This window comes from Dactylosporangium sp. NPDC051087, from assembly GCF_055586325.1.
The window spans coordinates 176,194-200,766 of sequence record NZ_JBVJIJ010000014.1; the positions used below are offsets into that span (position 1 = coordinate 176,194).

At 72.1% G+C, this 24,573-nt stretch carries 25 protein-coding genes; 12 read left to right on the top strand and 13 right to left on the bottom strand.

Translation table 11 applies throughout. From position 1 onward, the window contains the following. Positions 1 to 37 precede the first annotated feature (37 nt). The 4 genes from ACZ6TV_RS26695 (at position 38) to erm (ending at position 3,559) form a co-directional block, all read left to right on the top strand. On the top strand, positions 38 to 925 hold the full coding sequence (locus ACZ6TV_RS26695) for an ABC transporter substrate-binding protein (RefSeq protein WP_465299998.1): 888 nt from the start codon (positions 38 to 40) through the stop codon (positions 923 to 925). Continuing rightward, complete coding sequence (locus tag ACZ6TV_RS26700) at positions 925 to 1,770, top strand: amino acid ABC transporter permease (protein ID WP_465299999.1); 846 nt, start codon at positions 925 to 927, stop codon at positions 1,768 to 1,770. The genes ACZ6TV_RS26695 and ACZ6TV_RS26700 overlap by 1 nt, the downstream gene beginning before the upstream one ends. After that, entirely contained in the window at positions 1,767 to 2,510 is a 744-nt protein-coding gene (locus ACZ6TV_RS26705) for an amino acid ABC transporter ATP-binding protein (RefSeq protein WP_465300000.1), read from the top strand. The genes ACZ6TV_RS26700 and ACZ6TV_RS26705 overlap by 4 nt, the downstream gene beginning before the upstream one ends. A gap of 266 nt (positions 2,511 to 2,776) precedes the next feature. Further along, entirely contained in the window at positions 2,777 to 3,559 is a 783-nt protein-coding gene (erm, locus tag ACZ6TV_RS26710) for an ErmE/ErmH/ErmO/ErmR family 23S rRNA (adenine(2058)-N(6))-methyltransferase (protein WP_465300001.1), read from the top strand. On the opposite strand, the gene crcB (ACZ6TV_RS26715) is transcribed toward erm, so the two are convergent. From crcB (ACZ6TV_RS26715) to ACZ6TV_RS26750, 8 genes are all read right to left on the bottom strand, one after another. After that, entirely contained in the window at positions 3,551 to 3,892 is a 342-nt protein-coding gene (crcB, locus tag ACZ6TV_RS26715; protein ID WP_465300002.1) for a fluoride efflux transporter CrcB, read from the bottom strand. The genes erm and crcB (ACZ6TV_RS26715) overlap by 9 nt on opposite strands. Further along, the gene (crcB, locus tag ACZ6TV_RS26720) at positions 3,889 to 4,275 is read right to left on the bottom strand and encodes a fluoride efflux transporter CrcB (RefSeq protein WP_465300003.1); all 387 of its coding nucleotides are present in this window, start codon (positions 4,273 to 4,275) and stop codon (positions 3,889 to 3,891) included. Before crcB (ACZ6TV_RS26720) ends, crcB (ACZ6TV_RS26715) begins: the two co-directional genes overlap by 4 nt. Before the next feature lie 9 nt (positions 4,276 to 4,284). Next, the gene (locus ACZ6TV_RS26725) at positions 4,285 to 5,925 is read right to left on the bottom strand and encodes a hypothetical protein (RefSeq protein ID WP_465300004.1); all 1,641 of its coding nucleotides are present in this window, start codon (positions 5,923 to 5,925) and stop codon (positions 4,285 to 4,287) included. 69 nt (positions 5,926 to 5,994) lie between these two features. Beyond that, the gene (locus tag ACZ6TV_RS26730; protein ID WP_465300005.1) at positions 5,995 to 6,621 is read right to left on the bottom strand and encodes a hypothetical protein; all 627 of its coding nucleotides are present in this window, start codon (positions 6,619 to 6,621) and stop codon (positions 5,995 to 5,997) included. A 31-nt stretch (positions 6,622 to 6,652) separates the two neighbouring features. Then, positions 6,653 to 7,399 carry a class I SAM-dependent DNA methyltransferase gene (locus tag ACZ6TV_RS26735; RefSeq protein ID WP_465300006.1) on the bottom strand — a complete coding sequence of 249 codons (747 nt, stop codon included), beginning with the start codon at positions 7,397 to 7,399 and terminating at the stop codon, positions 6,653 to 6,655. Positions 7,400 to 7,477: 78 nt separating this feature from the next. Continuing rightward, positions 7,478 to 9,457, bottom strand: a complete 1,980-nt coding sequence (locus ACZ6TV_RS26740) for an ABC transporter ATP-binding protein (protein ID WP_465300007.1) — start codon at positions 9,455 to 9,457, stop codon at positions 7,478 to 7,480. 82 nt (positions 9,458 to 9,539) lie between these two features. Beyond that, complete coding sequence (locus ACZ6TV_RS26745; protein WP_465300008.1) at positions 9,540 to 11,276, bottom strand: ABC transporter ATP-binding protein; 1,737 nt, start codon at positions 11,274 to 11,276, stop codon at positions 9,540 to 9,542. A gap of 2 nt (positions 11,277 to 11,278) precedes the next feature. After that, the gene (locus ACZ6TV_RS26750; RefSeq protein WP_465300009.1) at positions 11,279 to 11,908 is read right to left on the bottom strand and encodes a TetR/AcrR family transcriptional regulator; all 630 of its coding nucleotides are present in this window, start codon (positions 11,906 to 11,908) and stop codon (positions 11,279 to 11,281) included. Positions 11,909 to 12,056: 148 nt separating this feature from the next. Here ACZ6TV_RS26750 and ACZ6TV_RS26755 point away from each other — a divergent pair, with 148 nt between their 5' ends. From ACZ6TV_RS26755 to ACZ6TV_RS26780, 6 genes are all read left to right on the top strand, one after another. Next, positions 12,057 to 13,250 carry a GAF domain-containing sensor histidine kinase gene (locus ACZ6TV_RS26755; protein ID WP_465300010.1) on the top strand — a complete coding sequence of 398 codons (1,194 nt, stop codon included), beginning with the start codon at positions 12,057 to 12,059 and terminating at the stop codon, positions 13,248 to 13,250. Positions 13,251 to 13,370: 120 nt separating this feature from the next. Then, positions 13,371 to 14,486 (top strand): lytic polysaccharide monooxygenase, encoded by a 1,116-nt coding sequence (locus ACZ6TV_RS26760; protein WP_465300011.1) that lies wholly within the window; start codon positions 13,371 to 13,373, stop codon positions 14,484 to 14,486. After that, entirely contained in the window at positions 14,483 to 15,217 is a 735-nt protein-coding gene (locus tag ACZ6TV_RS26765) for a hypothetical protein (protein ID WP_465300012.1), read from the top strand. Before ACZ6TV_RS26760 ends, ACZ6TV_RS26765 begins: the two co-directional genes overlap by 4 nt. 117 nt (positions 15,218 to 15,334) lie before the next feature. Next, positions 15,335 to 15,754: a YciI family protein gene (locus ACZ6TV_RS26770; RefSeq protein ID WP_465300013.1), complete on the top strand. Its 420-nt coding sequence runs from the start codon at positions 15,335 to 15,337 to the stop codon at positions 15,752 to 15,754. After that, on the top strand, positions 15,754 to 17,031 hold the full coding sequence (locus tag ACZ6TV_RS26775; RefSeq protein ID WP_465300014.1) for an RNA polymerase sigma factor: 1,278 nt from the start codon (positions 15,754 to 15,756) through the stop codon (positions 17,029 to 17,031). Before ACZ6TV_RS26770 ends, ACZ6TV_RS26775 begins: the two co-directional genes overlap by 1 nt. 119 nt (positions 17,032 to 17,150) lie before the next feature. Further along, on the top strand, positions 17,151 to 17,999 hold the full coding sequence (locus ACZ6TV_RS26780) for an NAD-dependent epimerase/dehydratase family protein (RefSeq protein WP_465300015.1): 849 nt from the start codon (positions 17,151 to 17,153) through the stop codon (positions 17,997 to 17,999). Here the strand turns inward: ACZ6TV_RS26780 and ACZ6TV_RS26785 are convergent. Genes ACZ6TV_RS26785 through ACZ6TV_RS26800 form a run of 4 tightly spaced genes read right to left on the bottom strand, consistent with a single transcriptional unit; the run spans position 17,989 to position 21,538 of the window. Further along, positions 17,989 to 18,351 (bottom strand): VOC family protein, encoded by a 363-nt coding sequence (locus ACZ6TV_RS26785; RefSeq protein ID WP_465300016.1) that lies wholly within the window; start codon positions 18,349 to 18,351, stop codon positions 17,989 to 17,991. The genes ACZ6TV_RS26780 and ACZ6TV_RS26785 overlap by 11 nt on opposite strands. Positions 18,352 to 18,361: 10 nt before the next feature. Further along, complete coding sequence (locus ACZ6TV_RS26790) at positions 18,362 to 18,874, bottom strand: hypothetical protein (RefSeq protein ID WP_465300017.1); 513 nt, start codon at positions 18,872 to 18,874, stop codon at positions 18,362 to 18,364. A gap of 30 nt (positions 18,875 to 18,904) precedes the next feature. Next, positions 18,905 to 20,545: a glucose-6-phosphate isomerase gene (gene pgi, locus ACZ6TV_RS26795; protein WP_465300018.1), complete on the bottom strand. Its 1,641-nt coding sequence runs from the start codon at positions 20,543 to 20,545 to the stop codon at positions 18,905 to 18,907. Between the two features lie 27 nt (positions 20,546 to 20,572). Next, on the bottom strand, positions 20,573 to 21,538 hold the full coding sequence (locus ACZ6TV_RS26800) for a sulfite exporter TauE/SafE family protein (RefSeq protein WP_465300019.1): 966 nt from the start codon (positions 21,536 to 21,538) through the stop codon (positions 20,573 to 20,575). Positions 21,539 to 21,621: 83 nt separating this feature from the next. Here ACZ6TV_RS26800 and ACZ6TV_RS26805 point away from each other — a divergent pair, with 83 nt between their 5' ends. Then, positions 21,622 to 22,170, top strand: a complete 549-nt coding sequence (locus ACZ6TV_RS26805) for a hypothetical protein (protein WP_465300020.1) — start codon at positions 21,622 to 21,624, stop codon at positions 22,168 to 22,170. On the opposite strand, the gene ACZ6TV_RS26810 is transcribed toward ACZ6TV_RS26805, so the two are convergent. After that, positions 22,167 to 22,313, bottom strand: coding sequence for a hypothetical protein (locus ACZ6TV_RS26810; protein ID WP_465300021.1), 147 nt, complete (start codon positions 22,311 to 22,313; stop codon positions 22,167 to 22,169). The two genes, ACZ6TV_RS26805 and ACZ6TV_RS26810, sit on opposite strands and share 4 nt — an antisense overlap. Positions 22,314 to 22,509: 196 nt before the next feature. On the opposite strand from ACZ6TV_RS26810, the gene ACZ6TV_RS26815 reads away from it, so the two are divergent. Further along, positions 22,510 to 24,567, top strand: coding sequence for a DNA gyrase/topoisomerase IV subunit B (locus ACZ6TV_RS26815; RefSeq protein WP_465300022.1), 2,058 nt, complete (start codon positions 22,510 to 22,512; stop codon positions 24,565 to 24,567). Positions 24,568 to 24,573: the final 6 nt, after the last annotated feature.

Here is a 24,573-nt window from a genome sequence, read left to right on the forward strand (position 1 = left end):
TCCATTTCCTACCGGTGCGGTGGGTAAGATCGCCGCCATGCGCTCCAGGACCCTCCTCGTCGCCGCCGGTCTGACGGCGGCGCTCGCCACCGCCGCCGGCTGCGCGCCGGCCGACGAAGACACCACCACCCCGGCCGCCTCGGGCGGCGCCACCGCCTCGCCCGGCACGGCGGCCTGCGACCCGGCGAACCTGAAGACGGTCGCCGCCGGCAAGCTCACCATCGCCACCGACGAGCCCGTCTACGAGCCGTGGTTCAAGGACAACAAGCCCGAGTCCGGCGAGGGCTTCGAGTCCGCCGTCGCCTACGCGGTGGCCACCAAGCTCGGCTACAGCAAGGACCAGGTCGTCTGGACCCGGGTCACGTTCAACAACGCGATCGCCCCCGGCAAGAAGACGTTCGACCTCGACGTCAACGAGTTCTCCATCACCGACGAGCGCAAGCAGGCCGTCGACTTCTCCACCCCGTACTACGACGTCACGCAGACGGTCATCGCACTGAAGACGTCGAAGATCGCCGGCGCGAAGAGCGTCGCCGACCTCAAGGGCGCGAAGCTCGGCGCGCAGGTCGGCACCACCAGCTACCGCTCGATCACCGAGGTGGTCAAGCCGACGGCGCAGCCGCAGGTGTACAACAACAACGACGACGCCAAGAAGGCCCTGCAGAACGGGCAGATCGACGGGCTCGTCGTGGACCTGCCGACCGCGTTCTACATCACCGGCGCCGAGATCACCGACGCGCAGATCGTCGGGCAGCTGCCGCAGCCGACCGGCACCCCGGAGCAGTTCGGCCTGGTGCTGGACAAGGGATCCGCGCTGACCGGCTGCGTCAGCCAGGCAGTCGACGCGCTGCGCACCGACGGCACCCTCAAGACCCTGACCGACAAGTGGTTGTCGTCGGTCCAGGGTGCCCCGACGCTCAGCTGATGACGTTCAAGCCCAGCCCGCTGCAGCTGGAACGTGACGCGTACCGCCGCCGGCAGACGATCCTGTCGGTGGCGGTCGCGGCCGTGTCCACGCTCGTCGTCGGGGTCCTGCTCTACGCGGCCGTCACCGGCGCGCCCGGCTGGGACCGTTTCCGCGCCAGCTTCCTGTCCCCTGAGGCCGCCGTCGAATCGCTGCCCGCGGTCCTGCGTGGGCTCTGGCTCAACGTCAGGCTCCTCGTCGTCTGTGCCGGTGCGGCGGTCCTGCTCGGCCTCGCGATCGCCACGCTGCGCACCATCCGGCCGGCGGTGTTCTTCCCGCTGCGGGCGCTCGCCGCCGGCTACACGTACACCTTCCGCGGCCTGCCGCTGATCGTGACCCTGTACCTGTTCGCGTTCGGTGTGCCGGGGCTGCGCCTGAGCGGGACCCCGTCGGTGCTGGTGCTCGGCGGGATCGCGATCACGCTCACCTACGCCGGCTACATCGCCGAGGTGTTCCGCGCGGGCATCGAGTCCGTCCACCCGTCGCAGCGGGCCGCCGCGCGGTCGCTGGGGCTCACGTACCGGCAGACGATGCGCCACGTGGTGCTGCCGCAGGCGGTCCGGCGGGTCGCGCCGCCGCTGCTCAACGACCTCGTCGCGATGCAGAAGGACGTCGGGCTCATCTCCCTCGCCGGGCCGATCGACGCGATCCGCGCCGCGCAGATCGAGACCGCCGGGTCCTACAACTACACCCCGTACGTCGTCGCGGGGGTCCTATTCGTGCTGCTGGCGGTGCCGGTCGTCGCCGTCACCGACTGGGTCACGCTGCGCGCCGCCCGCCGCCAGTCAGGAGACAACCGGCTGTGACCGTCCTGCGCCTCGACGGCGTGTACAAGTTGTTCAACGGCCATCCGGTGCTGCGTGGCGTCTCCCTCGACGTCGACGAGCACGAGGTCGTCGCCCTCATCGGCGCGTCCGGCTCCGGCAAGTCGACGCTGCTGCGCTGCGTCAACCTCCTCGAGCAGGTCGACGACGGCACCATCCACCTCGACGGCGTCGACATCACCGACCCGCGCGCCGACCCCGACAAGGTCCGCCGCCGCATCGGCATCGTCTTCCAGGCGTTCAACCTGTTCCCGCACCTGAGTGTCCTGGACAACGTGACCCTCGCCCCTCGGCACGTGCACGGCCTGCCCGCCGGCAAGGCCCGGGAGAAGGCGCTCGCCCTGCTGGACCGGGTCGGGCTGGCGGACCGGGCCGGCGCCTACCCCGACCGGCTGTCCGGCGGGCAGCAGCAGCGGGTCGCGATCGTCCGCGCGCTGGTCAACGAGCCGCGCCTGCTGCTGCTCGACGAGGTCACCTCCGCCCTCGACCCGGAGCTCGTCGGTGAGGTCCTCGCCCTCATCCGGGACCTGAAGGGCGACGGTGTCACGATGATCCTCGCCACCCACGAGATGAGCTTCGCCCGGCAGGTCGCCGACCGCGTCTGCTTCCTCGACGGCGGCACGATCGTCGAGCAGGGCCCGCCGGAGCAGGTGTTCGGCGCCCCGCGCGAGCCCCGCACCCGCCAGTTCCTGCAGCGCATCACCGAGGCCGGCCGGCTGTGACACCGCCCCGATATTCGGCTGCCGGGCGGGGCGCGGTCGGTTACGGTGCGGTCATGACCACGACGACGCATGCCCTCATCACGACGGCGGCGACGTCGTGCGTGCCGGCCAGAAGGCTGCGCACCCGGCGTCGCGCCCTGGTGACGCCGCAGTAAGAGTGCCGTAGCGCGCCAGGGCCCTCCGAGTCCATCTTCGGAAACGGACGGGCCGCGATGCCGCCTGTCCGTGTTCGCCGCCCGCGTCGGGCGGCAGACGGGACCACGGTCATGGCGCCATCCGTTCGAAAAGCCAACGCACAGTCCAGAAGCCGCCGGGTGTACGGCCAGAACCTGCTCACCGCGCCCGGTGCGGTCCGGCGGGTGGTCGACGCCGCCGGGATCGGCCCCGGCGACGTCGTCGTCGAGGTCGGCGCCGGGCGCGGGCACCTCACCGCCGCGCTGGCCGGCCGGTGCCGGCGGGTCATCGCCTACGAGGTCGATCCAGTGCTCGCCGCGGCGCTGCCCGCCCGCGACGGTGTCACCGTCCGGGTCACGGACTTCCTCGCGGCGCGGCCGCCGGCGGAGCCGTTCACCGTCGTCGGCAACATCCCGTACGCGCTGACGTCCGCCGTCGTCGACTGGTGCCTGCACGCGCCGGGGCTGACCGGGGCGACGCTGCTGACCCAGCTCGAATACGCCCGCAAGCGCACCGGCGACTACGGCCGCTGGAGCCGTCTCACGATCGCGACCTGGCCGTCGTGGCAGTGGGACCTCGCCGGGCGGGTGTCGCGGGAGGCGTTCCGGCCGGTGCCCCGCGTCGACGGCGGCATCCTGCGGCTGACCCGCCGGCCCCGGCCGCTCGCCCCGCCGGGGGGATATGCGGCGTTCGTGGAGCTCGGGTTCAGCGGTGTCGGCGGCTCGCTGCACGCGTCGCTGTGCCGCCGGTACGACCCGCGCCGCGTCTCGGCGGCGTTCCGCGCGTCACGGCTCGACCCCGGCACCCCTGTCGGACTGGTCTGGCCCGAGCAGTGGCTGACCCTGTTCCGCCTGCTGCACGCGCGGTCACGCTAGGGCGTAGCCGATCGTGGCGGCGGCCAGGCCGAGCACCAGGCTCGCCGCCACGTAGGCGACCGCGCGGCGGGGCCGGCCCTCCTCGACGAGGCGCAGCGTCTCCAGACTGAACGTGCTGTAGGTGGTCAGCGCGCCGCAGAACCCGGTGCCCACCAGCGTCTTCACGGTGGCGGGCAGCGCGTCGCCGGCGCCGATCAGCGCGCCCAGCAGCGCGCTGCCGAAGACGTTGACCACCAGGGTCCCCAGCGGCGAGCGGCCCTTCAGCGCCCGTTCGGTGAGATACCGGGCGGGCGCTCCGACCGCGCCGCCGAGCAGCACCAGCAGCAGGGTCATCGCCGCACCCGCCGCGCCGACCAGACCCCGAGCGACACGGCCGCCAGGGCGGTGACCAGCGTGCCGGCCACGTACGCGGCGGCGGTCCACACCGCACCCCGCGAGACGAGGACGACCGTGTCGACCGTGTAGGTGGAGAACGTCGTGAACCCGCCCAGCACGCCGACCCCGAGCAGCGGCCGCAGCAGCGGGTGCCGCCCCTCGACGACGACCGAGAGGCTCCCGATGAGCAGGCACCCGAGCGCGTTGACGGCCAGGGTCGACCACGGCACACCCGTGCCGGCGTCGTGCGGCAGCAGCAGCGCCACCCCGTAACGGGCGGCGCTTCCCGCGGACCCACCGACGGCGACCGCGGTGAGGACGCCGACGGAATGATCACGCACCCGCCAAGATTAGCCCCCCTCGGGTATCCGGGTGATGATCGTGAACCCGCCGGCCGGGACGAGCGCCCGGATCCGGCCGGCCGTCGTCGTGTAGTGCTCCAGTTCCTCGCCGGCGGGGTCGTTGACGGTCACGGTGGCGGTGCCGTCCCCGGGCATGTCGACGTCGCAGATCCTGGTGCTCGTCGCGACGCTGCGCAGGAGCGTCACCCGGGCGTCGGTCCGCGGGTCGCGCAGCGTCCGGCAGCGCACCTCGGCGTCGTCGCGGCAGCTCCCGGCGGCCGCGGCGGTGTCGGGGTCGGTCTCGGTGATCCGCGCGACCGCCGCCGCGTGCGGGTCGGCGTCCAGGGCGAGCATCGCCAGGAGCCCGTGGATCGTGGACTCCGCGCCCGCGTCGCGGTGCACGACGCCGCGCCGGCCGAGCTGCCGCGGCGAGCCGTCGACGATGTCCACGCCGTCGTAGGTGCGGCCGGTCGCCGGGTCGTACATGGGCGCCCCGGCCGGGTTGTTGCCGAAGAACCACGATCCGGCGACGCCGGCCAGGGTCGACAGCGCCGGACGGCCCGTCACCCTCGCCGTCGTGAGCAGCGACTCGACACGGGACTGCGCGCCGTACGACAGCTGCACCCCGTCGATCGTGAGCGCCTCCCGCGAGCCGGGCACCGCGACCCGCAGGTTGTCCGGGCCGCCCTCCACCAGCAGGTGCGGGGTGAACGACGCCGCGTCGGCCAAGGCCGCGTCCCGGGCCGCCAGGTCACCGGCGACCTCGTAGACGCGGGCCAGCCCGGCGGGCGCCAGCCCGGCCCACGCGTGCCAGGCGCTGCGGGACAGGGCGCACGGCAGCACCGCCCCGAACGGCCACGTCCACGGGGTGCCCGTCCGCATCGCCGTGACACCCTCCGCGAGCTGCTCCAGGAGCTTCCGCGCGTCGTCGTCGCCGCTACAGCCGGTGTACGCGCACAGCCCGAGCAACGCCTCGCCGGTGAGGTCGGCACCGTCGCCGATCAGCCAGGCGGGCGTGGCGGACTCCTCCACGACGCGCCACTGGCCGTACCGTGGCAGCACCTGACGGCGGATGGCGCTCATCGCCAACCGGAGGCGCCGCCGCAGGAACGCCGCGAAGTCCGGGTCACCCTGCTCGTCGGTGTGGAACGCCGCGTAGCCCTCACCCAGTGCCCACACCGTGCGGGCCAGCCACGCCGACTCGCCGCTGTCGGACGGGTCGGGGCTCTCCGCGGGGACGCCGCTGCGGTTGAGGGTGCCGTCCGGCTGCTGCCACAGGACCACGTTGCCGTGCGCCGGGTCGTCGGGGTCGTCGTCGTGCACCGTCTGCAGGAAGCACAGGCCGCGCAGCAGCTGCCGGGCCGCGTCGCGGCTGGCGCCGGCGCCGGTCGCGCGCCAGTGCCGCAGGTAGACGACGGCGGCGCGGGCGATGTCGTCGGCGTTGAACGCGCCCTGGGTGTAGTGGCCGGTGTCGGGGTCGGCGGGCCCGCCGCCGACGGGGAGGTAGCTGCCGTCCGGGAGCCGCTCCGCGTAGGTCCACACGACCTCGACGGCGGGCTCCTCGGCCAGCCGGTACGTCGTGTGCCCCGGCTGCGGCGGCGGGGTGACACGGACCCGCAACGAGTCCAGATGCGCAAGGTTCGTCAGCACGGCGCGGCACCTACCCGACAAATCCGGCTTTATGCGGTTTGTGCTGGCGAGGCCGAGCCGACGGGCCCGTCAGCGGAAGGCGAGGCGGGCCTGGCGGCTCGGCTCCAGGACCATGACCTTGTACGGGCAGGCCCGGTCGGTGATCGCCTCGTAGGCCTTGACCGCGCGCTCGGCGGCGTCCAGCGCCTGCGCGAGGGGCGTCTGGCCCTTGCCCTTGTTGCGGAACAGCGCGCCGTAGAACGCCGAGCAGAACACCGTGCCCTCGTGCCAGCCGACCCGCGTCGACGTGCCGATGTAGACGATCTCGCCGTGCAGGCAGTCGCGGATCGCCTTCTGCCAGGCGCCGATGCCCGTCTTGCAGCCGTCGGCGAGCACCGTGCTGGCGTTGAGCCCGTGCCCGCGCTCGGCGGAGTAGTCCCCGAGCTCCTGCAGGGCGAGCATGGTCTTGCCGTCGCTGCTGCTGAAGGTCGGCGTCTCGGCGTGGTCACCGTGCGCCATCACGTGCAGCACGTCGCAGGCGGCGGTGAACGCGGCGAAGATCGTGTCGGGGTCGCGGGTGCGCACGAAGTCGATGTCCACGATCGGGTCCGGCAGACCCGCGTTGATGCTCTGCAGCGTCGACTGCACGAACGCCATCGAGGCGTCGAACGACTGGTCCAACCCGATGTCGAGCAGGCTCACCCGCCGGTTGCGCATCAGCACATTTTGCTGGCGCGCACCCGCCGTGTCAGTCCTGCAGCAGTGGCTTCTCCCACACCGAGACGTGCTGGGCGCTCTCGCTGGTGAAGGGCTCCTGCTGCCAGTTGGCCCAGCGGGCCTTCGGGTACAGGCCGGCCATCTGCGCCATCAGGTCGAGCTCGGCGGGCCAGACGTAGCGGAACGGGATCGACCGGAAGCCGCCGCGCCCGCCGGAGATCTCGACGTAGTTGGAGCTCATCGACTGGGTGGCGACGTCGTACAGGTCGTAGGCCCAGCGGGTCTCGCCGACCATGAACGGCACCACGTCCTGCCCCGGCGGGAGCCGGCGCAGGTCGGGCATCATGACCTCGACGGCGAACCGGCCACCCGGCTGCAGGTGCGCGGCGACGTTGCGGAAGCACGCGACCTGCGCCGCCTGCGTCGTCAGGTTCATGATGGTGTTGAAGACCAGATACGCCACGGAGAACGACGCGTCGACCCGGGCCGTGGCGAAGTCCCCGATCGTCACGCCGATCGCTTCGCCGCCGGGCTTCTCCCGCAGCCTCGCCACCATCGCCCGGGACATGTCGATGCCGTGCACCGGCACACCGCGCGCGGCCAGCGGCAGCGCGATGCGGCCGGTGCCGATGCCCAGCTCGAGGGCCCGCCCGCCGTCGGCGAGCTGCACGAGGGTGTCGACGGCCGGCTGCACGACCTCCGGGTCCGCCATGTCCCTCGACGACTCGTCGTACCGCGCCGCGACCTTCTCGCCAAAGTAGCCGTCTTCGTCGATCACCGCCGGACCCTATCGTGCCGCCCGGTTTCGCCATGTGCGGGGCCGTGCCGGCGTTTTGTCCGGCACGGCCCCGCGCGGTCAGTCGACCTCGACCGCCGCCGCGGCGAACTGGGCGGAGTAGAGGCGGGCGTAGGCGCCGCCGGACGCGAGCAGCGACGCGTGGGTGCCCTGCTCGACGATCGTGCCGTGCTCCATCACGAGGATGAGGTCGGCGTCGCGGATGGTGGACAGGCGGTGCGCGATGACGAAGCTGGTCCGGCCGGCCCGCAGGGTGCTCATCGCGCGCTGGATCAGGACCTCGGTGCGGGTGTCGACGGAACTGGTGGCCTCGTCGAGGATGAGGATCGTCGGCTCGGCCAGGAACGCCCGGGCGATCGTGATGAGCTGCTTCTCGCCCGCCGAGACGCCGGCGCCCTCCTCGTCGATGACGGTGTCGTAGCCGTCGGGGAGGGTGCGGACGAAGCGGTCCGCGTGGGCGGTCTCGGCCGCGGCGACGATCTTGTCCTGGGTCGGGTGGTCGGCGCCGTAGGCGAGGTTCTCCGCGATGGTGCCCTGGAAGAGCCAGGTGTCCTGCAGGACCATGCCGATCTGCTCGCGCAGGTCGTCGCGGGTCATCGTGGCGATGTCGACGTCGTCGAGCAGGATGCGGCCGGCCGTGAGGTCGTAGAAGCGCATCACGAGGTTGACCAGCGTGGTCTTGCCGGCGCCGGTGGGGCCGACGATCGCGACCGTCTGGCCGGGCTCGACCGTGAGGGTGAGGTCCTCGATGAGCGGTTCGTCCGGGTTGTACCGGAACGAGACGCCCTCGAAGGTCACCTTGCCGCGCACCTGGGCGGGCCGCGACGGCTTGACCGGATCGGGCGACTGCTCGGCCGCGTCGAGCAGCTGGAACACCCGCTCGGCCGAGGCCACCCCGGACTGGACCAGGTTGGCCATGCTCGCGACCTGGGTCAGCGGCTGGCTGAACTGGCGCGAGTACTGGATGAACGCCTGCACGTCGCCCAGCGACAGCGACCCGGACGCGACCCGCAGGCCGCCGACGACGGCGACGAGCACGTAGTTGAGGTTGCCGATGAACATCATCGCCGGCTGGATGAGCCCGGAGATGAACTGGGCCCTGAACGACGCGGTGTACAGCGCCTCGTTGTGCTCCTCGAACGTCGACGAGGCCTCCGCCTGCCGGCCGAAGATCTTCACCACGGAGTGGCCGGTGAACATCTCCTCGATGTGCCCGTTGAGCTTGCCGGTGCTCGCCCACTGCCGGACGAACTGCGGCTGCGACCGCTTGCCGATGCGCATCGTGACCAGCACCGAGACCGGTACCGTCACCAGGGCGATGATCGCGAGCAGCGGCGAGATCCAGAACATCATGCCGAGGACCCCGACGATGGTCAGCAGGGACGTGAGCAGCATGCTCAGCGACTGCTGCAACGTCATCGCGATGTTGTCGGTGTCGTTGGTGGCGCGGCTGAGGACCTCACCGCGCGGCTGCTGGTCGAAGTAACTCAGCGGCAGCCGGGACAGCTTCGCCGAGACCTGCTCGCGCAGCCGGTACACGGTGCGCTGCACGACGACCGTGGTCAGCCGGGCCTGCAGCAGGCCGAGGATCCAGGCGCCGAGATAGACGACGGCGACCCAGAGCAGGACCCGCTCCAACCGGCCGAAGTCGATGCCCTGGCCGGGCACCACGTGGTCCATGGCGGCGAGCAGGTCGGCGAAGCGGTCCTCGCCGCGCTGCCGCGCCCCTTCGACCGCCTGGGCCTGGGTGACCCCTTCCGGCAGCGAGCGGCTGACGATGCCCTCGAAGATGACGTCGGTGGCGTGGCCGAGCAGCCGCGGCCCGATGACCGACAGCACGACGCTGCCGATGCCGAAGACCAGCACCGCCGCGATCAGCAACCGGTCGGGGGCCAGCATGCGCAGCAGCCGCTTGCTGGAGCCCTTGAAATCCTCCAGCTTCGCCGGCGGCCCACCGGCGCCCATCATCATCCGCCCGGGCCCGAACGCGGGCGGCGAGGGCCGGGAAGCACCACCAGCGGGACGTCCAGGTCCGGTCATGCCGTCACCTCCGCTTCGCTCCGGCGCCGGCCTGAGCCAGAACTGTCACATGATGAGCGGCCCGAGCCGCTCCGCTGGCCGCTCATGCCGCCGCCTCCTGCTCGGTGAGCTGGGACAGGACGATCTCGCGGTAGGTCGCGTTGTCGTCCATCAGCTCGGAATGGGTGCCCGTGCCGACCACGCGGCCCTCGTCGAGCACGACGATGGTCTGTGCGTCGCGGATCGTGCTGACCCGCTGCGCGACGATGACGACCGTCGCGTCGGCGATCTCGGCGCGCAACGCCTCGCGCAACGCCGCGTCCGTCGCGTAGTCCAGGGCGGAGAACGAGTCGTCGAAGAGGTAGACCTCGGGCCGGGCGACCAGGGTCCGGGCGATGGCGAGCCGCTGCCGCTGCCCGCCGGAGACGTTGGTGCCGCCCTGCGCGATCGGCGCGTCGAGGGCCTCGGGCATCGCCCGCACGAAGTCGGCGGCCTGCGCCACCTCCAGGGCCCGCCACAGCTCGTCGTCGGTCGCGTCGGGCCGGCCGTAGCGCAGGTTGGACGCGACGGTGCCGGAGAACAGGTAGGGCTTCTGCGGCACCATGCTCACCGTCGCCGACAGCAGCGCCGGGTCGATGTCGCGCACGTCGACGCCGTCGACGAGGACGGTGCCGCCGGTCGCGTCCATGAGCCGGGGGACCAGGTTGAGCAGCGTGGTCTTGCCGGCGCCGGTGCTGCCGATGATCGCCGTGGTCTGCCCGGGGCGGGCGGCGAGGTCGATGCCGCTGAGCACCGGCGACTCCGCGCCCGGATAGCGGAACTCGACACCGCGCAGCTCCAGCTCGCCCTGGCGGGGGAGGGTGGTGACCGCCTTCGCCGGCACCACGACGCTCGACTCGGTGGTCAGGACCTCCTGGATGCGCTCGGCGCACACCTCGGCCCGCGGGATCATGACGAACATGAACGTCGCCATCATGACCGCCATGAGGATCTGCATCAGGTAGCTCAGGAACGCGGTCAGCGCCCCCACCTGCATGCCGCCGCTGTCGATGCGGTGCGCGCCGAACCAGAGCACGAGGACGCTGGAGGCGTTGACGACCAGCATCACGGTCGGGAACATCAGCGACATCAGCCGGCCGACGGCGAGGGACACGTCGCGCAGGTCGCCGTTGGTCTTGGCGAACCGGACCCGCTCGTGCTCGTCGCGGACGAACGCGCGGATGACCCGGATGCCGGAGATCTGCTCGCGGATGACCCGGTTGACCAGGTCGATGCGCTCCTGCATGGTGCGGAACAGCGGGCGCATCCGCACCACGATGACGGCGATGATCCCGATCAGGATCGGCACCACGACCAGCAGCAGCGCCGAGAGCGGCACGTCCTGCACGAGCGCGAGGATGATGCCGCCGACGCACATGATCGGCGCCGACACCATCAGCGTGAAGGTCATCAGCACCAGCATCTGGACCTGCTGGATGTCGTTGGTGGTCCGGGTGATCAGCGACGGCGCGCCGAACTGCCCGACCTCCCGCGCGGACAGCACCTGCACGTGGGCGAAGATGCCGGCGCGCACGTCGCGGCCGAGCGCCATCGCGGTGCGGGCGCCGTAGTAGACCGCGGCGGCGGAGCAGACGATCTGCACGAGCGTGACGGCGAGCATCCAGCCGCCGATGCGCATGATGTAACCGGTGTCGCCCTTGACGACGCCGCCGTCGATGATGTCGGCGTTGAGCGTCGGCAGGTAGAGCGTCGCAGTGGTCTGCACCAGCTGCAGCAGCACGATCAGCCAGATCGTCCTGCGATACGGTCCCAGATAGGTCTTCAGCAGTTGGATGAGCATCGTCAGGCGTCTCCCCCGGAGATGTCGGTCGGGCGGACCAGCAGGCCGTCCAGCAGGACGGCGACCACGCCGTCGGCGTCGAGCGCGTCGGGCTCGGCCAGCTCCGGCCGGACCGACGCGATCACGAGGAGCACGAGCATCCCGGCGGTGGCGGCCGGGCTGCGTCGCAGCAGTGCACGGTCGGGCTCGATGATGGCCTCGACCGCCCCGGTCAGCCGCCGGCGGCCCTCCATCAGCTCCTCGACCTGCCGCCGCCCGGTCTCCATGGGCAGCGTGCGGGCCACCATCATGAGCTGGACGTTGGCCTCGAAGCGGCGCATCAGGATCGCGGCCGCGTCGCTCATGCGCTGCCGCAGGGGCGCCCGCGGGTCGATCGCGCTGAGCTCACACAGCACCGTCTCCTGGTCGAAGGCGGTGCCGAGGGCGGCGAGGATCAGTGAGGCCTTGTCGGGGAAGACACCGAAGATGGTGCCCTCGGCGACGCCCGCGGCCTCGGCGATCTGCTTCGTCGTGACCGCCGCGCCATGGGTGCGCAGCAGCGGGATGGTCGCGGCGATGATCGCCGCCCGCCGCTCGTCCGGCGACAACGCGGGAACGCGCCGGCGGCGGCTCTGCACGGGCTGTTGGTTCACGCCGACACCTTAATGAGCGAGCACTCACTCGTACAACCGGATTTCTCCGTGGGCGGAAGTTCGCACCCGCACGGCAACCGAACACGATGACGCGGACACCCCGCCGTCGGCGACCCTGAGGGGGCACAGACGAGGCTGGGGGACCGAGATGACGGCACACACGCACGACGAGGAAGCCCGCCTCGCCGCGCTGCACAGCTACGGGGTCCTCGACGGACCCCGGCCCCGCGCCCTCGACGATCTCACCCGCCTCGCGTCCTCCATCTTCGACACCCCGGTGTCGGCGGTAGCCCTCATCGACCGCGACCGGCAGTGGTTCGCGGGCGGCACCGGCGTCCCCGTCGCCGAGACCCCCCTCGACATCTCCTTCTGCGCGCACACCGCCGCCGGCCGCCGCCAGCTCGTCGTGCCCGACGCCAGCGTCCACCCGCACTTCCACACGTACAGCAACGTCACCGGGGAACCGCACATCCGGTTCTACGCGGGCTCCCCGCTGGTCGACGAGGACGGTCACGCCCTCGGCGCCCTGTGCGTCGTCGACGACCGCCCGGGCGACATCGGGCCGCGCCAGCGCGAGGCCCTGGACACCCTCGCCGCGCAGGCCGTCGGCCACCTGTCGCTGCTGCGCAACCGGATCCTGCTCGCCGATCTCGGCGACGAGCTGGCCCGCGCCACCCAGCGCGAGGAGGACCTGATCGCGACGGTCTCGCACGAGCTGCGCACCCCCGTCGCCGCGATCCAGGGCTACCTGGAGCTGCTCGCCGACGAGGAGGAGCTCGCCGCGTACACCCGGCTCGTCGAGCCGATCCAGCGCAACGGCGAGCGGCTCATCCGCATGGTCGACCACCTGCTGGCCGGCACCCGGCCGGCGAACGCCCCCGGCGACCCGCACCGCACCCAGGTCGACCTGGACATGGTCGTCGAGGCCGCCTGGCGGGCCTGCGTCGCCCTCGCCGAGCAGCGCGGGGTCGCGCTGGCCGCGGTGCCGTCGCCGGAGCGGGTCATGGTCCGGGCCGACATCACCCAGCTGACCCACGCCGTGCAGCAGCTCGTGCGCAACGCGGTGCTCTTCACCCCCGCCGGCGGCGACGTCACCGTGTCCGTCACCGGCGGGCCCGCCCCGGCCGTCGAGGTCGCCGACACCGGCGTCGGGGTGCCCGCCGACGAGCTGCCCTACGTCTTCCAGCGCTTCTACCGCGGCCGGCACGCCCGCCAGGAGGCCGTCCCCGGCGTCGGGCTGGGCCTGCACATCGCCCGCCAGGCCGCGATCGCCCACGGCGGCACCGTGACCCTCACCTCCGCCGGAAAAGGCACCACGGCGAGGCTGTCCATCACCGGCTGACATGGAACTTTCACCGGGCCGCCCTAGTCCCGCCGTACGGGCGGCGTCGATGCTTGCCAATGGCTGGAGGCCGTGGGAACACTGCGCTCACCTCATGTGAGGAGGAGCACATTGCGCCCATTGTGGAGTGTCGTCGCGGCCCTCGCCGTCGGCGCTGTCGCGGTCCTCGTGGTGCCCGCCCCGGCGAGCGCGCACGGTGTCGCGATGGTCCCCGGCAGCCGCACCTACCTGTGCTACGTGGACGGTCTGCGCGCCAACGGGCAGATCATCCCCACGAACCCCGCCTGCGCCGACGCCGTCGCGCAGGGCGGGCAGCAGCCGCTGTACGACTGGTTCGGCGTGCTGCGCTCCGACGCCGGCGGCCGCACCACCGGCTACATCCCAGACGGGCAGATCTGCGGGGCGGGCACGACGAAGTACGCCGCGTACAACGCCGCCCGCGCCGACTGGCCCGTCACCCACCTGACCGCCGGCTCGACGATCCAGCTGCGCTACAGCAACTGGGCCGCGCACCCCGGCACGTTCCACCTCTACGTCACCCGCGACGGCTGGTCGCCGACGACCCCGCTGGCCTGGGGCGACCTCGAGCCGTTCTGGAGCAGCACCGACCCGCCGCAGTCCGGACCGCCCGGCGCGCTCAACTACTACTACTTCAACACCACCCTGCCGTCGGCGAAGACCGGCCGGCACATGCTGTTCATCCAGTGGGTGCGCTCCGACAGCCAGGAGAACTTCTTCAGCTGCTCCGACATCGTCTTCGACGGCGGGCACGGCGAGGTCACCGGCATCGGCAACCAGCCGCCCACGTCCCCGTCGGCGTCCGTGTCGCCGTCCAGGTCCGTGTCGCCGTCCCCGTCGGCGTCGCGGTCGGTCTCGCCGTCCCCGTCGCGCTCCGCGTCGTCGTCACCGGCACCGTCCGGCGGGACCGGCGCGTGCACCGCGACCTGGCGGATCGTGCCCAGCTCGTGGGCCGGCCACTTCCAGGCCGAGGTCACCGTCCGCAACAACGGGTCCGGCAGCCTCAACGGGTGGACCGTGCGGTGGGCGTACCAGGGCGGCCAGGGCTTCGAAGGGGCACCCTGGAACGGCACGCTGGTCAGCCAACCGCCGAACGTCGCGGTGAGCAACGTCGACTGGAACAAGGTCCTCGCCGCCGGCGCCACCACGTCCTTCGGCTTCAACGCCACCGGCACCGCCCCGGCGACCGCCCCGGCACTGAGCTGCACCAGCCCATGATCAAATCACCCTTGCTGCGGCTGCTGACCGGGGTGGCGGCGATCGCCCTGGTACTGGTGGGGCTCGTGATCGCCACGACCCGGACCAGCAAGCCGGACGCGCCGCCCGAACGGGAACCGGTGCACACCGTCACCGGCACCCTCGACGGACGGCAGGCGGCCACCCTGGAGGTGGTCACCGGCGCGGAGTCGGTGATCATCCACAGCGAGCCGATGGAGGGGTACCTGTACCGCGCATCGACGCTGCCCGGCAGCCGGGTCGAACCGGCCGCCGCGGTCGACGGCGACGTGGTCCGGCTCAGCCTGAACGGCACGGAGGTCGCCGGGCAGGCCACCGTCCACGTGTATCTCAACTCGACCGTCCGCTGGCAGCTCCGGCTCGCCGGCGGCGGGCTGCGGCAGGTCGTCGACTTCGCCTCCGGCCGCCTCGCCGCGGTCGACGTGGTCGCCGGCGTGCAGGAGCTCGAGGTCACCGTCCCGAAACCGGAGGGCGAGCTGCCGATCCGGGTCGGCGGCGTCGGCAAGCTGCTGGTGCACGCGCCGGCCGGCCCGCCGGCCCAGCTGACGCTCGGCGCGGGCAGCACCGTCGGCAAGGCCACCCTGGACGCGTCGGCGAAGCAGAACCTCGCCGGCGGCACCGTCCTGGCGCTGCCCGGCTGGCAGCAGGCGGCCGACCGGTACACCCTGCACGTCGACGGCGGCGCCGCGGAGGTGCTGCTCGACCGCAGGTGAACAGCCCTTCGACAGGCCCCCGGAAATTCTTTCGGGGGCCTGTCGATCGTCGCCTGCGCCGTTCGACCTTGGGGTGAGAGGGTCGAGACGCGATCCCCGAGGCAAGGAGCGACAACGATGGCGAAGTACATGCTGATCATGCGCGGCACCGACGAGACGAACGCGACGATGATGGAGACCCCGTTCGAGGAGATGCTCGACATGGTGGGCCGGTTCAACGAGGAGCTGATCAAGGCCGGCGTGCTCGTCGCGGCCGAGGGGCTCGAGGACCCGTCGCAGGGCGTCGTGGTGAGCCACGACGGGGAGGTCCCGGTCGTCACCGACGGCCCCTACGGGGAGACGAAGGAGCTGTTCGGCGGCTTCTACATCCTCGAGGTCGCCTCGAAGGAGGAGGCGGTCGAGTGGGCCAAGCGCATGCCCGCCGTCGCCGGCTCGAAGACCGAGATCCGCCGGGTGCCCAGCATCGAGGAGTTCCCGCAGGACAACGAGTGGATCGCCAAGGAGCGGGCGTGGCGCGAGCGGACCGGTCAGGTCTGATGTCCACGGGCACGGAGTCGGCGCGGCGGGCGGTCGAGGCGGTGTGGCGGATCGAGTCGGCGCGCATCGTCTCGGCGCTCACCCGGTACACCGGCGACTTCGAGCTCGCCGAGGACGTCGCGCAGGAGGCGGTCGCCGAGGCGCTGGTGAGCTGGGCACGTGACGGCGCGCCGGACAACCCGGTCGGCTGGCTGCTGTCCACCGCCCGGCGCCGCGCGATCGACAGCTTCCGGCGCAGATCCACCCGCGACGACCGCTACGCGGCGCTCGCCGGGCAGCTCACCGAGGGGGCGGCGGCCGCCGGCGCGGCCGCCCCGCAGCCGCAGGAGGAGCTGCCCTGGGACCCGGACCGCATCGACGACGACATCCTCGCGCTCATGTTCGTGGCGTGCCATCCGGTGCTCGCGCCGGAGGCCAGGGTCGCCCTGACCCTGCGCACCGTCGGCGGCCTGTCCAGCGAGGAGATCGCCCGGGCGTTCCTGGTGCCGGTGCCGACGATCCAGGCGAGGATCACCCGGGCGAAGAAGACGATCGCCGCGGCCCGGGTGCCGTTCGAGCTGCCGCCCGCGCAGGACCGCAAGGGCCGGCTCGGCGGCGTCCTCAGCGTCCTCTACGTGATCTTCACGGAGGGCTCGACGGCGACGGCCGGCGACAACCTGCTGCGCACGGATCTCGCGCAGGAGGCGATCCGGCTGGCCCGGATGCTGTCGGCGATGCTGCCCGGCGAGCCGGAGGTGCACGGGCTGCTCGCCCTGTTCGAGCTGACCGCCGCGCGCTTCCCGGCGCGGACCGGCCCGGACGGCCAGGCCGTGCTGCTGGAGGACCAGGACCGGCGGCTGTGGGACCGGTCCGCGATCCGCCGGGGGCTGGCCGCTTTCGGCGCCGCGGCGAAGAAGGGCCTCGGCCCGTACGGGCTGCAGGCCGGGATCGCGGCGTGCCACGCGGCGGCACCGTCGGTCGCCGAGACCGACTGGGACCGCATCGTGCTGCTCTACGAGGCGCTGGGGCGGGTCGCGCCGTCCCCGGTCGTCGAGCTCAACCGGGCCGTCGCCGTGGCCATGGCGAGCGGCCCGCAGCGGGCCCTCGAGATCGTCGACGACCTCGTCGCCACCGACCGGCTGCCCGGCTCGCACCTGCTGCCCGGGGTCCGCGGCGAGCTGCTTATCCGCCTCGGCCGCACCGCCGAGGCGCGGGCGGAGCTGGAGCTCGCCGCCCGCCTGTGCCGCAACGCCCCGGAGCGGGCGGTGCTGCTGCGCAAGGCGGAAGCCCTGTCCTGACGCTTTGCCGTGCACGTCACCGCCGGGGGAGGGAATAGCCTCGTCAGGGGCGAATTCCCGGCCGGCACGACTTGTGCGTCACGCTGCGCCGCAGGGCGGTGCGGTCCTACCGTCAGCACATGAAGATCGCATTGACCGGTGGGACCGGCTACATCGGCTCCGTGGTGCTGGAGCAGCTCATCGCGGCGGGCCACGCCGTCACGGCGCTGGTGCGCAGCGACGAGGCGGCGGCGAAGGTCCGCAAGGCGGGCGCGGAGGCCGCCGTCGGCGACGTCTACGACACCGCGTGGACGGCGCGGCTGTTCTCGGCCGCCGACGCCGTGGTGCACACCGCGGCGCCCGGCGACGCGACCAGCGAGCAGTTCGACCGGGCGATCGTGGCGGCGGCGGTCGAGGCGCTGTCCGGCACCGGCAAGCCCTACGTGCACACCAGCGGCGTGTGGCTCTACGGCGACAACGCCGACATCACCGAGGACTCGCCGTTCGCGCCGCCGGCCCTGACCGCGTGGCGGACGGCGGTCGAGCGGCAGGTGCTCGACGCGGACCTGGTGGCCACGATCGTCACGCCCGGCATCGTGTACGGCCACGGCGGCGGCATCCCGGCGGGGGTCCTCGCACCGGGCCGGGACGAGGCCGGACGGGTCAAGCTCGTCGGCGACGGCACGCAGCACTGGACGACCGTGCACGTGGAGGACGCGGCCGCGCTGTACGTCGCCGTGGCCGAGCGCGGCGAGCGGCTGGGCCACGTGCTCGCCGTGTCCGGGGCCAACCCGACGGTGCGCGAGGTCGCCGAGGCGGCATCCGGCGGCGCCGGGGTGGCACCGGAGACCGCCGATGACTCCCGGGCCCGCTTCGGCGCCCTGTTCGCCGACGCGCTGCTGCTGGACCAGCGGGCCACCGGCGCGAAGGCCCGCTCGCTGGGCTGGACGCCGACCCGGCCGACGCTGCTGGAGGAGCTCAGCCGCTAGCGACGCAGAACTCGTTGCCCTCCGGGTCGAGCATGACGATGTGGCCGAGCTGCCCGCCGTAGGACTCCTCACGCACGTGCGTGGCGCCCGCGGCGGCCAGCGCGGCCGCCTTCTGGCGGATCAGGTGCGGCCCGGCCACCCGGACGTCGATGTGCATCCGGTTCTTGGCGGTCTTGCGCTCCGGCACGCGCAGGAAGCCGATCGCCGGGCCGGCGCCGTCCGGGTCGACGATCGACGCGCCGTCCGGCTCGTCGTAGCCGGGCTCGGACACGTAACCGAGGGCGGCCGCCCAGAATGCGGCGAGGGCGTGCGGGTCGGCCGCGTCGCAGCCGAGCGTCCAGCGGGTCGCCATGGCGATGAGCCTACCGGCGGTGGGCCGGCACGCCGAGCAACGGCATCCGCCACAACGGAAGGTCGGCTTCACCCAGGAGCGTGCGCATCCGCAGGGTCAGGTGGCGGGCGACGTAGAACAGCCAGCCCGCGAGAGGCAGCTCGGCCAGCAGTGCGGTGGCGAGGCTGATCCAGCGGTCCGGACCCGCGGCCGTCATGATGTCGAACCAGGCGTCGCACATGAGCAGGGTGCCGCTGACGACCGCCGCCAGCACGACGATCTGCCGGCGCCGCACCGCCGCCCACGCCGTGAGGGCGAGGGCGGCGGCGAGGACCAGGTCGAAGCCGATCCAGGTGGCCCGCCAGTGCCCGGCGAGGTACCGCGGCGGCAGCGTCCACGCCAGCGCCGCCACCCACGGGATCATGACGAGGCTGGCGGTGGCGACCACGATGACGAACCGGCGCCGCGCCTGCCTGTCGGTGTGCGGCGCCGGGACGAGGCGGCTGAGACGCCGGGCCAGGTCGGCCCGCTCGGACGGGGACATCCGAGTGAGCTCGTCTTCGGTGATCGGCACTCAGCGGCCGCGCTGGGCCCGGTACCGCTTGACCAGGGCGGCGGTCGACGGGTCCAGCGCCGACGTGTCGCCGCCGCCGGTGAGGGCCGGCTCGATCCGCTTGGCGAGGACCTTGCCGAGCTCCACGCCCCACTGGTCGAAGGAGTCGATGTCCCAGACGGCGCCCTGGACGAAGACCTTGTGCTCGTACAGGGCGATGAGCTGCCCGAGCACCGACGGGGTCAGCTTGTCGGCGAGGATCGTCGTGGTGGGCCGGTTGCCGCGGAACGTGCGGTGCGGCACCTCCTCGGCGGCGACCCCCTCCGCGGCGACCTCCTCGGACGTCTTGCCGAACGCGAGGGCCTGGCCCTGCGCGAACAGGTTGGCCATCAGCAGGTCGTGCTGCCCGGCGAAGACGCCGAGGCCGGGCGCCGGCTGCGCGAAGCCGATCAGGTCCGCCGGGATGAGCATCGTGCCCTGGTGGATGAGCTGGTAGTAGGCGTGCTGGCCGTTGGTGCCGGGGGTGCCCCACACGACCGGGCCGGTCTGCCACTCGACCGGGTGACCCTCGTGGTCCACCGACTTGCCGTTGGACTCCATGTCCAGCTGCTGCAGGTAGGCGGTGAAGCGGGACAGGTAGTGGCTGTAGGGCAGCACCGCGTGCGTCTGCGCGTCGTGGAAGTTGCGGTACCAGACGCCGAGCAGCCCCAGCAGCAGCGGCGCGTTGGACTCCGGGGGAGCGGTCCGGAAGTGCTCGTCCATGGCGTGGAACCCGTCGAGCATCTCCCGGAAGCCGTCCGGGCCGAGCGCGATCATGAGCGAGAGGCCGATCGCGCTGTCGTAGGAGTAGCGCCCGCCGACCCAGTCCCAGAACTCGAACATGTTGGTCGTGTCGATGCCGAACTTCGCGACCTCGCCGGCGTTGGTCGACACGGCGACGAAGTGCTTCGCGACCGCGGACTCGTCGCCGCCGAACGCGTCGAGCAGCCACTGCCGGGCGGCGGTCGCGTTGGTGATCGTCTCGATCGTGGTGAACGTCTTCGACGACACGATGAACAGCGTCCTCGCCGGGTCCGCCGCGCGGACCGCCTCGTAGAGGTCGGCGCCGTCGACGTTGGAGACGAAGTGCATCTCCAGGTTGCGGTCGGTGTAGCCGCGCAGCACCTCGTAGGCCATCGCGGGGCCGAGGTCGGAGCCGCCGATGCCGATGTTGACGATCGTGCTGATCCGCTCGCCGGTGTGCCCGGTCCAGGCGCCGGAGCGGACCCGCTCGGCGAACGCCGCCATCCGGTCCAGCACCGCGTGCACCTTCGGCACGACGTTCTCGCCGTCGACCTCGACGACCGCGTCGCGCGGGGCGCGCAGCGCGGTGTGCAGGACCGCCCGGTGCTCGGTGAAGTTGATCCTGTCACCGCGGAACATGGCGTCGCGCAGCTCGGCGACGTTGCAGGCGGCGGCGAGGTCGCGCAGCAGGCCGAGGGTCTCGTCGGTGACCAGCTGCTTGCCGTAGTCGAGGTACAGGTCGCCGACCTGCAGGGAGTACTTCTCGCCGCGGCCCGGGTCCTCCGCGAACAGGTCCCGCAGGTGCACCTCACCCAGCTCGGCGCGGTGTTTCGCCAGCGCGGCCCATTCGGGCAGTTGGTTGAGTCGGCCGTGAGCCATCAGTACTCCTTCAGCGAGGTCACACTCTCACTGGGATTGTGCCCCTTTCGGGTGCGTCTCGTCCTCCGTGCGCCGATCTTGCGGTTGGTCCCGCCCGGTGACGAGAGCCGCCGCCGGGCCGTCGGGCGCCGCCTCGGGCACCGTCGCGGCAGCGGTGGACCGCCGGCGCAGGCCGATCAGGACCGCGGCGACCGTGGTGACCGCGACGACGGCGCCGACCGTGGCCGTCGGCACCTCGAACAGCTTCAGCGCGCTCGCGATCAGCACGATGACCAGCGCGGCCCGCACCACGCCGGCGGGGGCGCGCGAGGACAGGCGGGCGCCGATGAGCACGCCGGGGATCGAGCCGACGAGGACCGCGGCGGCGAGGTCGAGCTTGAGGTCGCCGAAGAACGCGTGGCCCAGCGCCGCCGCGGCGACCAGCGGGATGGCCTGCACCAGGTCGGTGCCGACGAGGTCGTTGGGGCGCAGCATCGGGTACAGCGCGAGAAGGATCACAATGATCAGCGAGCCGGACCCGACGGACGTCATCCCGACGACGAGCCCGCCGAGCGCGCCGAGCAGGACGGTCGGCACGGGCCTGACGACCAGCGGTTTGTCCGACTTTTCGCCTTTGCTGCTCTTGTACGACTTGAGCAACAGCCCGACGACGGCGAGCAGCAGTGCCACGCCGAGCGCCACCCGGACGATGTCCTGGACCTCCTCGCCGTCGCCGAGCGCCCGCATGAGCAGCACCCCGGCGAACGCCGACGGCACGCTGCCCAGGCACAACCAGCGCACGAGCGCCCAGTTGACGGTGCCGCGGCGGGCGTGCACCCAGCCGCCGAACGGCTTCATCACCGCGCTCGCCGCCAGGTCGCTGGAGACCGCCGCCAGGGGAGGGACCCCGAAGAACAGCACCAGGATCGGGGTCATCAGCGCGCCGCCGCCCATGCCGGTCAGCCCGACGACGATGCCGACGCCGAGCCCAGCCAGGGCCATCACAGGATCCACCGGCGAATTGTGCACTATGCCGGTGGACTTTGTCGGTACCGAACGGGGCTGCGCGGCGCAGGTCACGCCGATAGCGTGTGCCGATGCAGGTTGGCAACGAGGTCAGGCTGGTGTTCTGGTCCGTCGCGGCGGCGGCCGCGCTGCTGGCCGTCGACACGTTCGTGACGGCCGTCGTCACCCGCGACCTCGCGGTGCTGCACACCGTGCTCATGTCGCCCAGCTCGCTGCGCCAGGTCGAGGCGGACTACCACAACAACCTGCTGGTCGCGGCGGTCGGCACGGTCCTGCTCGCGGCGCTGACCCTCGTCGTTCGGCGGCGCAGCCCCAAGATCAGGGCGGTGCTCTGGGTGATCGGCCCGCTGCTCGGCCTCGCGCTGCTGTGCGGGCTCGTCGGCGGCCCCGAGTGGGCGGTCGCGCCGACGGGCGAGGAGCCGGAGCTGCTGCGGCAGGAGTACGCCCGGGCCGTGCCGGAGTGGTACCTGTGGGTGCACGGCGTCGCCGGGCTCATCGCGGCGGGCCTGCTGTTCTTCGTCGCCGGCTTCCTCGTCCGCGGCGACCTGCGCGAGTACTACATGGAAGGGCACGGCACCGGCGACAGCTACCGCTCCTGGATCGACCGGACCAGCGCCTAGTTGGTCGCGGCCTGACCGGCGTCGCGGCGCGTCTCGTCCGTCGTGGCGGTGGACCGTCCCCGGTCGCCGGCGCCGTCGCCGTGCTTCACTGAACGGTAGGCGCCGATCGACACGTCGACGATCCTGTCGTCGGCGTGGACCATTTCTCACCGGCGCATCGACGTTGCCCACGCGGGCGTCCGGGTTTTCGCGACGGCCCGTGCGGGCACGCGGAAAGTCTGTCGTTCCCCCGCGATTTGCGGCGTCGGGCGCCACATCCGGCGAGGGTGCCACGGAAATGTCAGACCCTGCGGCTACGCTCGCGGGCAGCAGCGCACCAGATCATTGGAGAGCATCGAGTTGACCGCACAACCCGAGACCTTGTATGGAGCTGACGACCTCACGCTCCTCGAAGGGCTGGACGCTGTCCGCAAACGGCCCGGCATGTATATCGGCTCGACCGACAGCCGGGGCGTCGCTCACCTGTTCAACGAGATCGTCGACAACTCCACCGACGAGGGCATCGCGGGCCACGCGACCCGCGTCGAGGTGACCCTGCACGCCGACGGTTCCGTCCAGGTCGACGACGACGGCCGCGGCATCCCCGTCGGCGTCCACGCGAAGTCGGGCATGTCCGGCGTCGAGCTCGTGCTGACCCGGCTGCACGCCGGCGGCAAGTTCGGCGGCTCCGGCTACAAGACCTCCGGTGGTCTGCACGGCGTCGGCGCCTCCGCGGTCAATGCGCTGTCGCACCGCTTCGACGTCACCGTGCGGCACAGCGGCAAGGTCCACCACATGGCCTTCCAGCACGGCGTCCCCGGCGACTTCGACGGTGCCGGCCCGAGCGCGCCGTTCACCCGCCGCTCCGGGCTCAATGTCACGGGGCGGATGAAGCGGGGCCAGTCCACCGGCACCTCGATCCGCTATTGGCACGACTCGCGCTACTTCGAGACCGGTGCCGCGCTCGACGTCGAGGCGGTCCGCGCCAAGCTGCGCAACACGGCCTTCCTCGTCCCCGGCGTGACCTATGTGCTCAAGGACGCGACCGGCGGGCAGATCTCGACCGAGACGTTCCACTATCCCAACGGGCTCGCCGACATGGTGGAGTTCCTGGCGCCGTCCGGCGACCGCGCGGTCTGCGGGCTGCTGCACATCACCGGCGAGGGCACCTACAAGGAGAATGCCGCCGACGAGAACGGCGTCATGAAGGCCAATGTCGAGCGCCGCGCCGAGGTCGAGATCGCGCTGCGCTGGGGCACCGGCTATGAGCGGATCGTCGAGTCCTTCACCAACACGATCCGCAACGTGCACGGCGGCACGCACCGCCGCGGCTTCGAGCGCGGTGCGCTGCGCGCCCTCGCCGACGCGATCCGCAACACCCGCGGCCTGCTGCGCCCGAAGGAGGACCTGCCGACCCTCGACGACGTCCTCGAAGGCATGACGGCCGTCATCCACGTGCGCATCCCCGAGCCGCAGTTCACCTCGCAGACCAAGGACGAGCTGTCCACTGCGCCGGTGACCCGGGTCGTGCAGGGGATCGTCGAGCAGCAGATCAAGGCGTGGATCGAGGCCCGCAAGACCAAGGTCGAGGCGCGCACGGTCCTGCAGAAGATCGTCGACGCGGCGCGGGTCCGCCTCACGCAGAAGCAGCAGAAGGACGCCGCCCGCCGCAAGACGGCGCTGGAGGGCGCGTCGATGCCGGCGAAGCTCGTCGACTGCCGCTCCACCGGCGTGCAGCGCAGCGAGCTGTTCATCGTCGAGGGTGACAGCGCCCTCGGCACCGCCCGCATGGCCCGCTCCTCGGAATATCAGGCGCTGCTGCCGATCCGCGGCAAGATCCTCAATGTGCAGAAGGCCAACATCCAGCAGGTCCTGGACAATGCCGAGTGCTCCGCGATCGTGCAGGTGCTCGGCGCCGGGTCCGGCCGCACGTTCGACCTGGAGTCGATGCGCTACGGCCGGATCCTGATCATGGCCGACGCCGATGTCGACGGCTCGCACATCCGCACCCTGCTCATCACGCTCTTCGCCAAATACATGCGCCCGGCGATCGCCGACGGCCGGCTCTATGCCGCCGTCCCGCCGTTGCACAAGATCGTCACCAAGGGCCGCAACCCCGAGACGATCTACACCTACACGCAGCAGGAGATGGTCAGCACCGTCACCCGGCTGGAGAAGGCCGGCAAGCAGGTCGTCACGCCGATCCCGCGGTTCAAGGGTCTGGGCGAGATGGACGCCGACGAGCTGTGGGACACCACGATGAATCCGGCGACCAGGGCCGTGCGGCGCATCACCCTGGAGGACGTCGACAAGGCCGAAGAGGTCCTCGAGCTGCTCATGGGTGAGCGGGTCGAGCCCCGGCGCAACTGGCTCATCGAGGCCGCGCCGCGGGTCGACCAAGAGAACATCGACGCCTGAGTCAGG

Bases quoted from the DNA above. Each gene is read 5' to 3' on its own strand.
- ACZ6TV_RS26695 (WP_465299998.1), top strand. From the start codon at position 38: ATGCGCTCCAGGACCCTCCTCGTCGCCGCCGGTCTGACGGCGGCGCTC.
- ACZ6TV_RS26700 (WP_465299999.1), top strand. From the start codon at position 925: ATGACGTTCAAGCCCAGCCCGCTGCAGCTGGAACGTGACGCGTACCGC.
- erm (WP_465300001.1), top strand. From the start codon at position 2,777: ATGGCGCCATCCGTTCGAAAAGCCAACGCACAGTCCAGAAGCCGCCGG.
- crcB (WP_465300002.1), bottom strand. From the start codon at position 3,892: ATGACCCTGCTGCTGGTGCTGCTCGGCGGCGCGGTCGGAGCGCCCGCC.
- ACZ6TV_RS26730 (WP_465300005.1), bottom strand. From the start codon at position 6,621: ATGCGCAACCGGCGGGTGAGCCTGCTCGACATCGGGTTGGACCAGTCG.
- ACZ6TV_RS26740 (WP_465300007.1), bottom strand. From the start codon at position 9,457: ATGACCGGACCTGGACGTCCCGCTGGTGGTGCTTCCCGGCCCTCGCCG.
- ACZ6TV_RS26745 (WP_465300008.1), bottom strand. From the start codon at position 11,276: ATGCTCATCCAACTGCTGAAGACCTATCTGGGACCGTATCGCAGGACG.
- ACZ6TV_RS26755 (WP_465300010.1), top strand. From the start codon at position 12,057: ATGACGGCACACACGCACGACGAGGAAGCCCGCCTCGCCGCGCTGCAC.
- ACZ6TV_RS26765 (WP_465300012.1), top strand. From the start codon at position 14,483: ATGATCAAATCACCCTTGCTGCGGCTGCTGACCGGGGTGGCGGCGATC.
- ACZ6TV_RS26770 (WP_465300013.1), top strand. From the start codon at position 15,335: ATGGCGAAGTACATGCTGATCATGCGCGGCACCGACGAGACGAACGCG.
- ACZ6TV_RS26775 (WP_465300014.1), top strand. From the start codon at position 15,754: ATGTCCACGGGCACGGAGTCGGCGCGGCGGGCGGTCGAGGCGGTGTGG.
- ACZ6TV_RS26780 (WP_465300015.1), top strand. From the start codon at position 17,151: ATGAAGATCGCATTGACCGGTGGGACCGGCTACATCGGCTCCGTGGTG.
- ACZ6TV_RS26785 (WP_465300016.1), bottom strand. From the start codon at position 18,351: ATGGCGACCCGCTGGACGCTCGGCTGCGACGCGGCCGACCCGCACGCC.
- ACZ6TV_RS26790 (WP_465300017.1), bottom strand. From the start codon at position 18,874: ATGTCCCCGTCCGAGCGGGCCGACCTGGCCCGGCGTCTCAGCCGCCTC.
- pgi (WP_465300018.1), bottom strand. From the start codon at position 20,545: ATGGCTCACGGCCGACTCAACCAACTGCCCGAATGGGCCGCGCTGGCG.
- ACZ6TV_RS26805 (WP_465300020.1), top strand. From the start codon at position 21,622: ATGCAGGTTGGCAACGAGGTCAGGCTGGTGTTCTGGTCCGTCGCGGCG.
- ACZ6TV_RS26810 (WP_465300021.1), bottom strand. From the start codon at position 22,313: ATGGTCCACGCCGACGACAGGATCGTCGACGTGTCGATCGGCGCCTAC.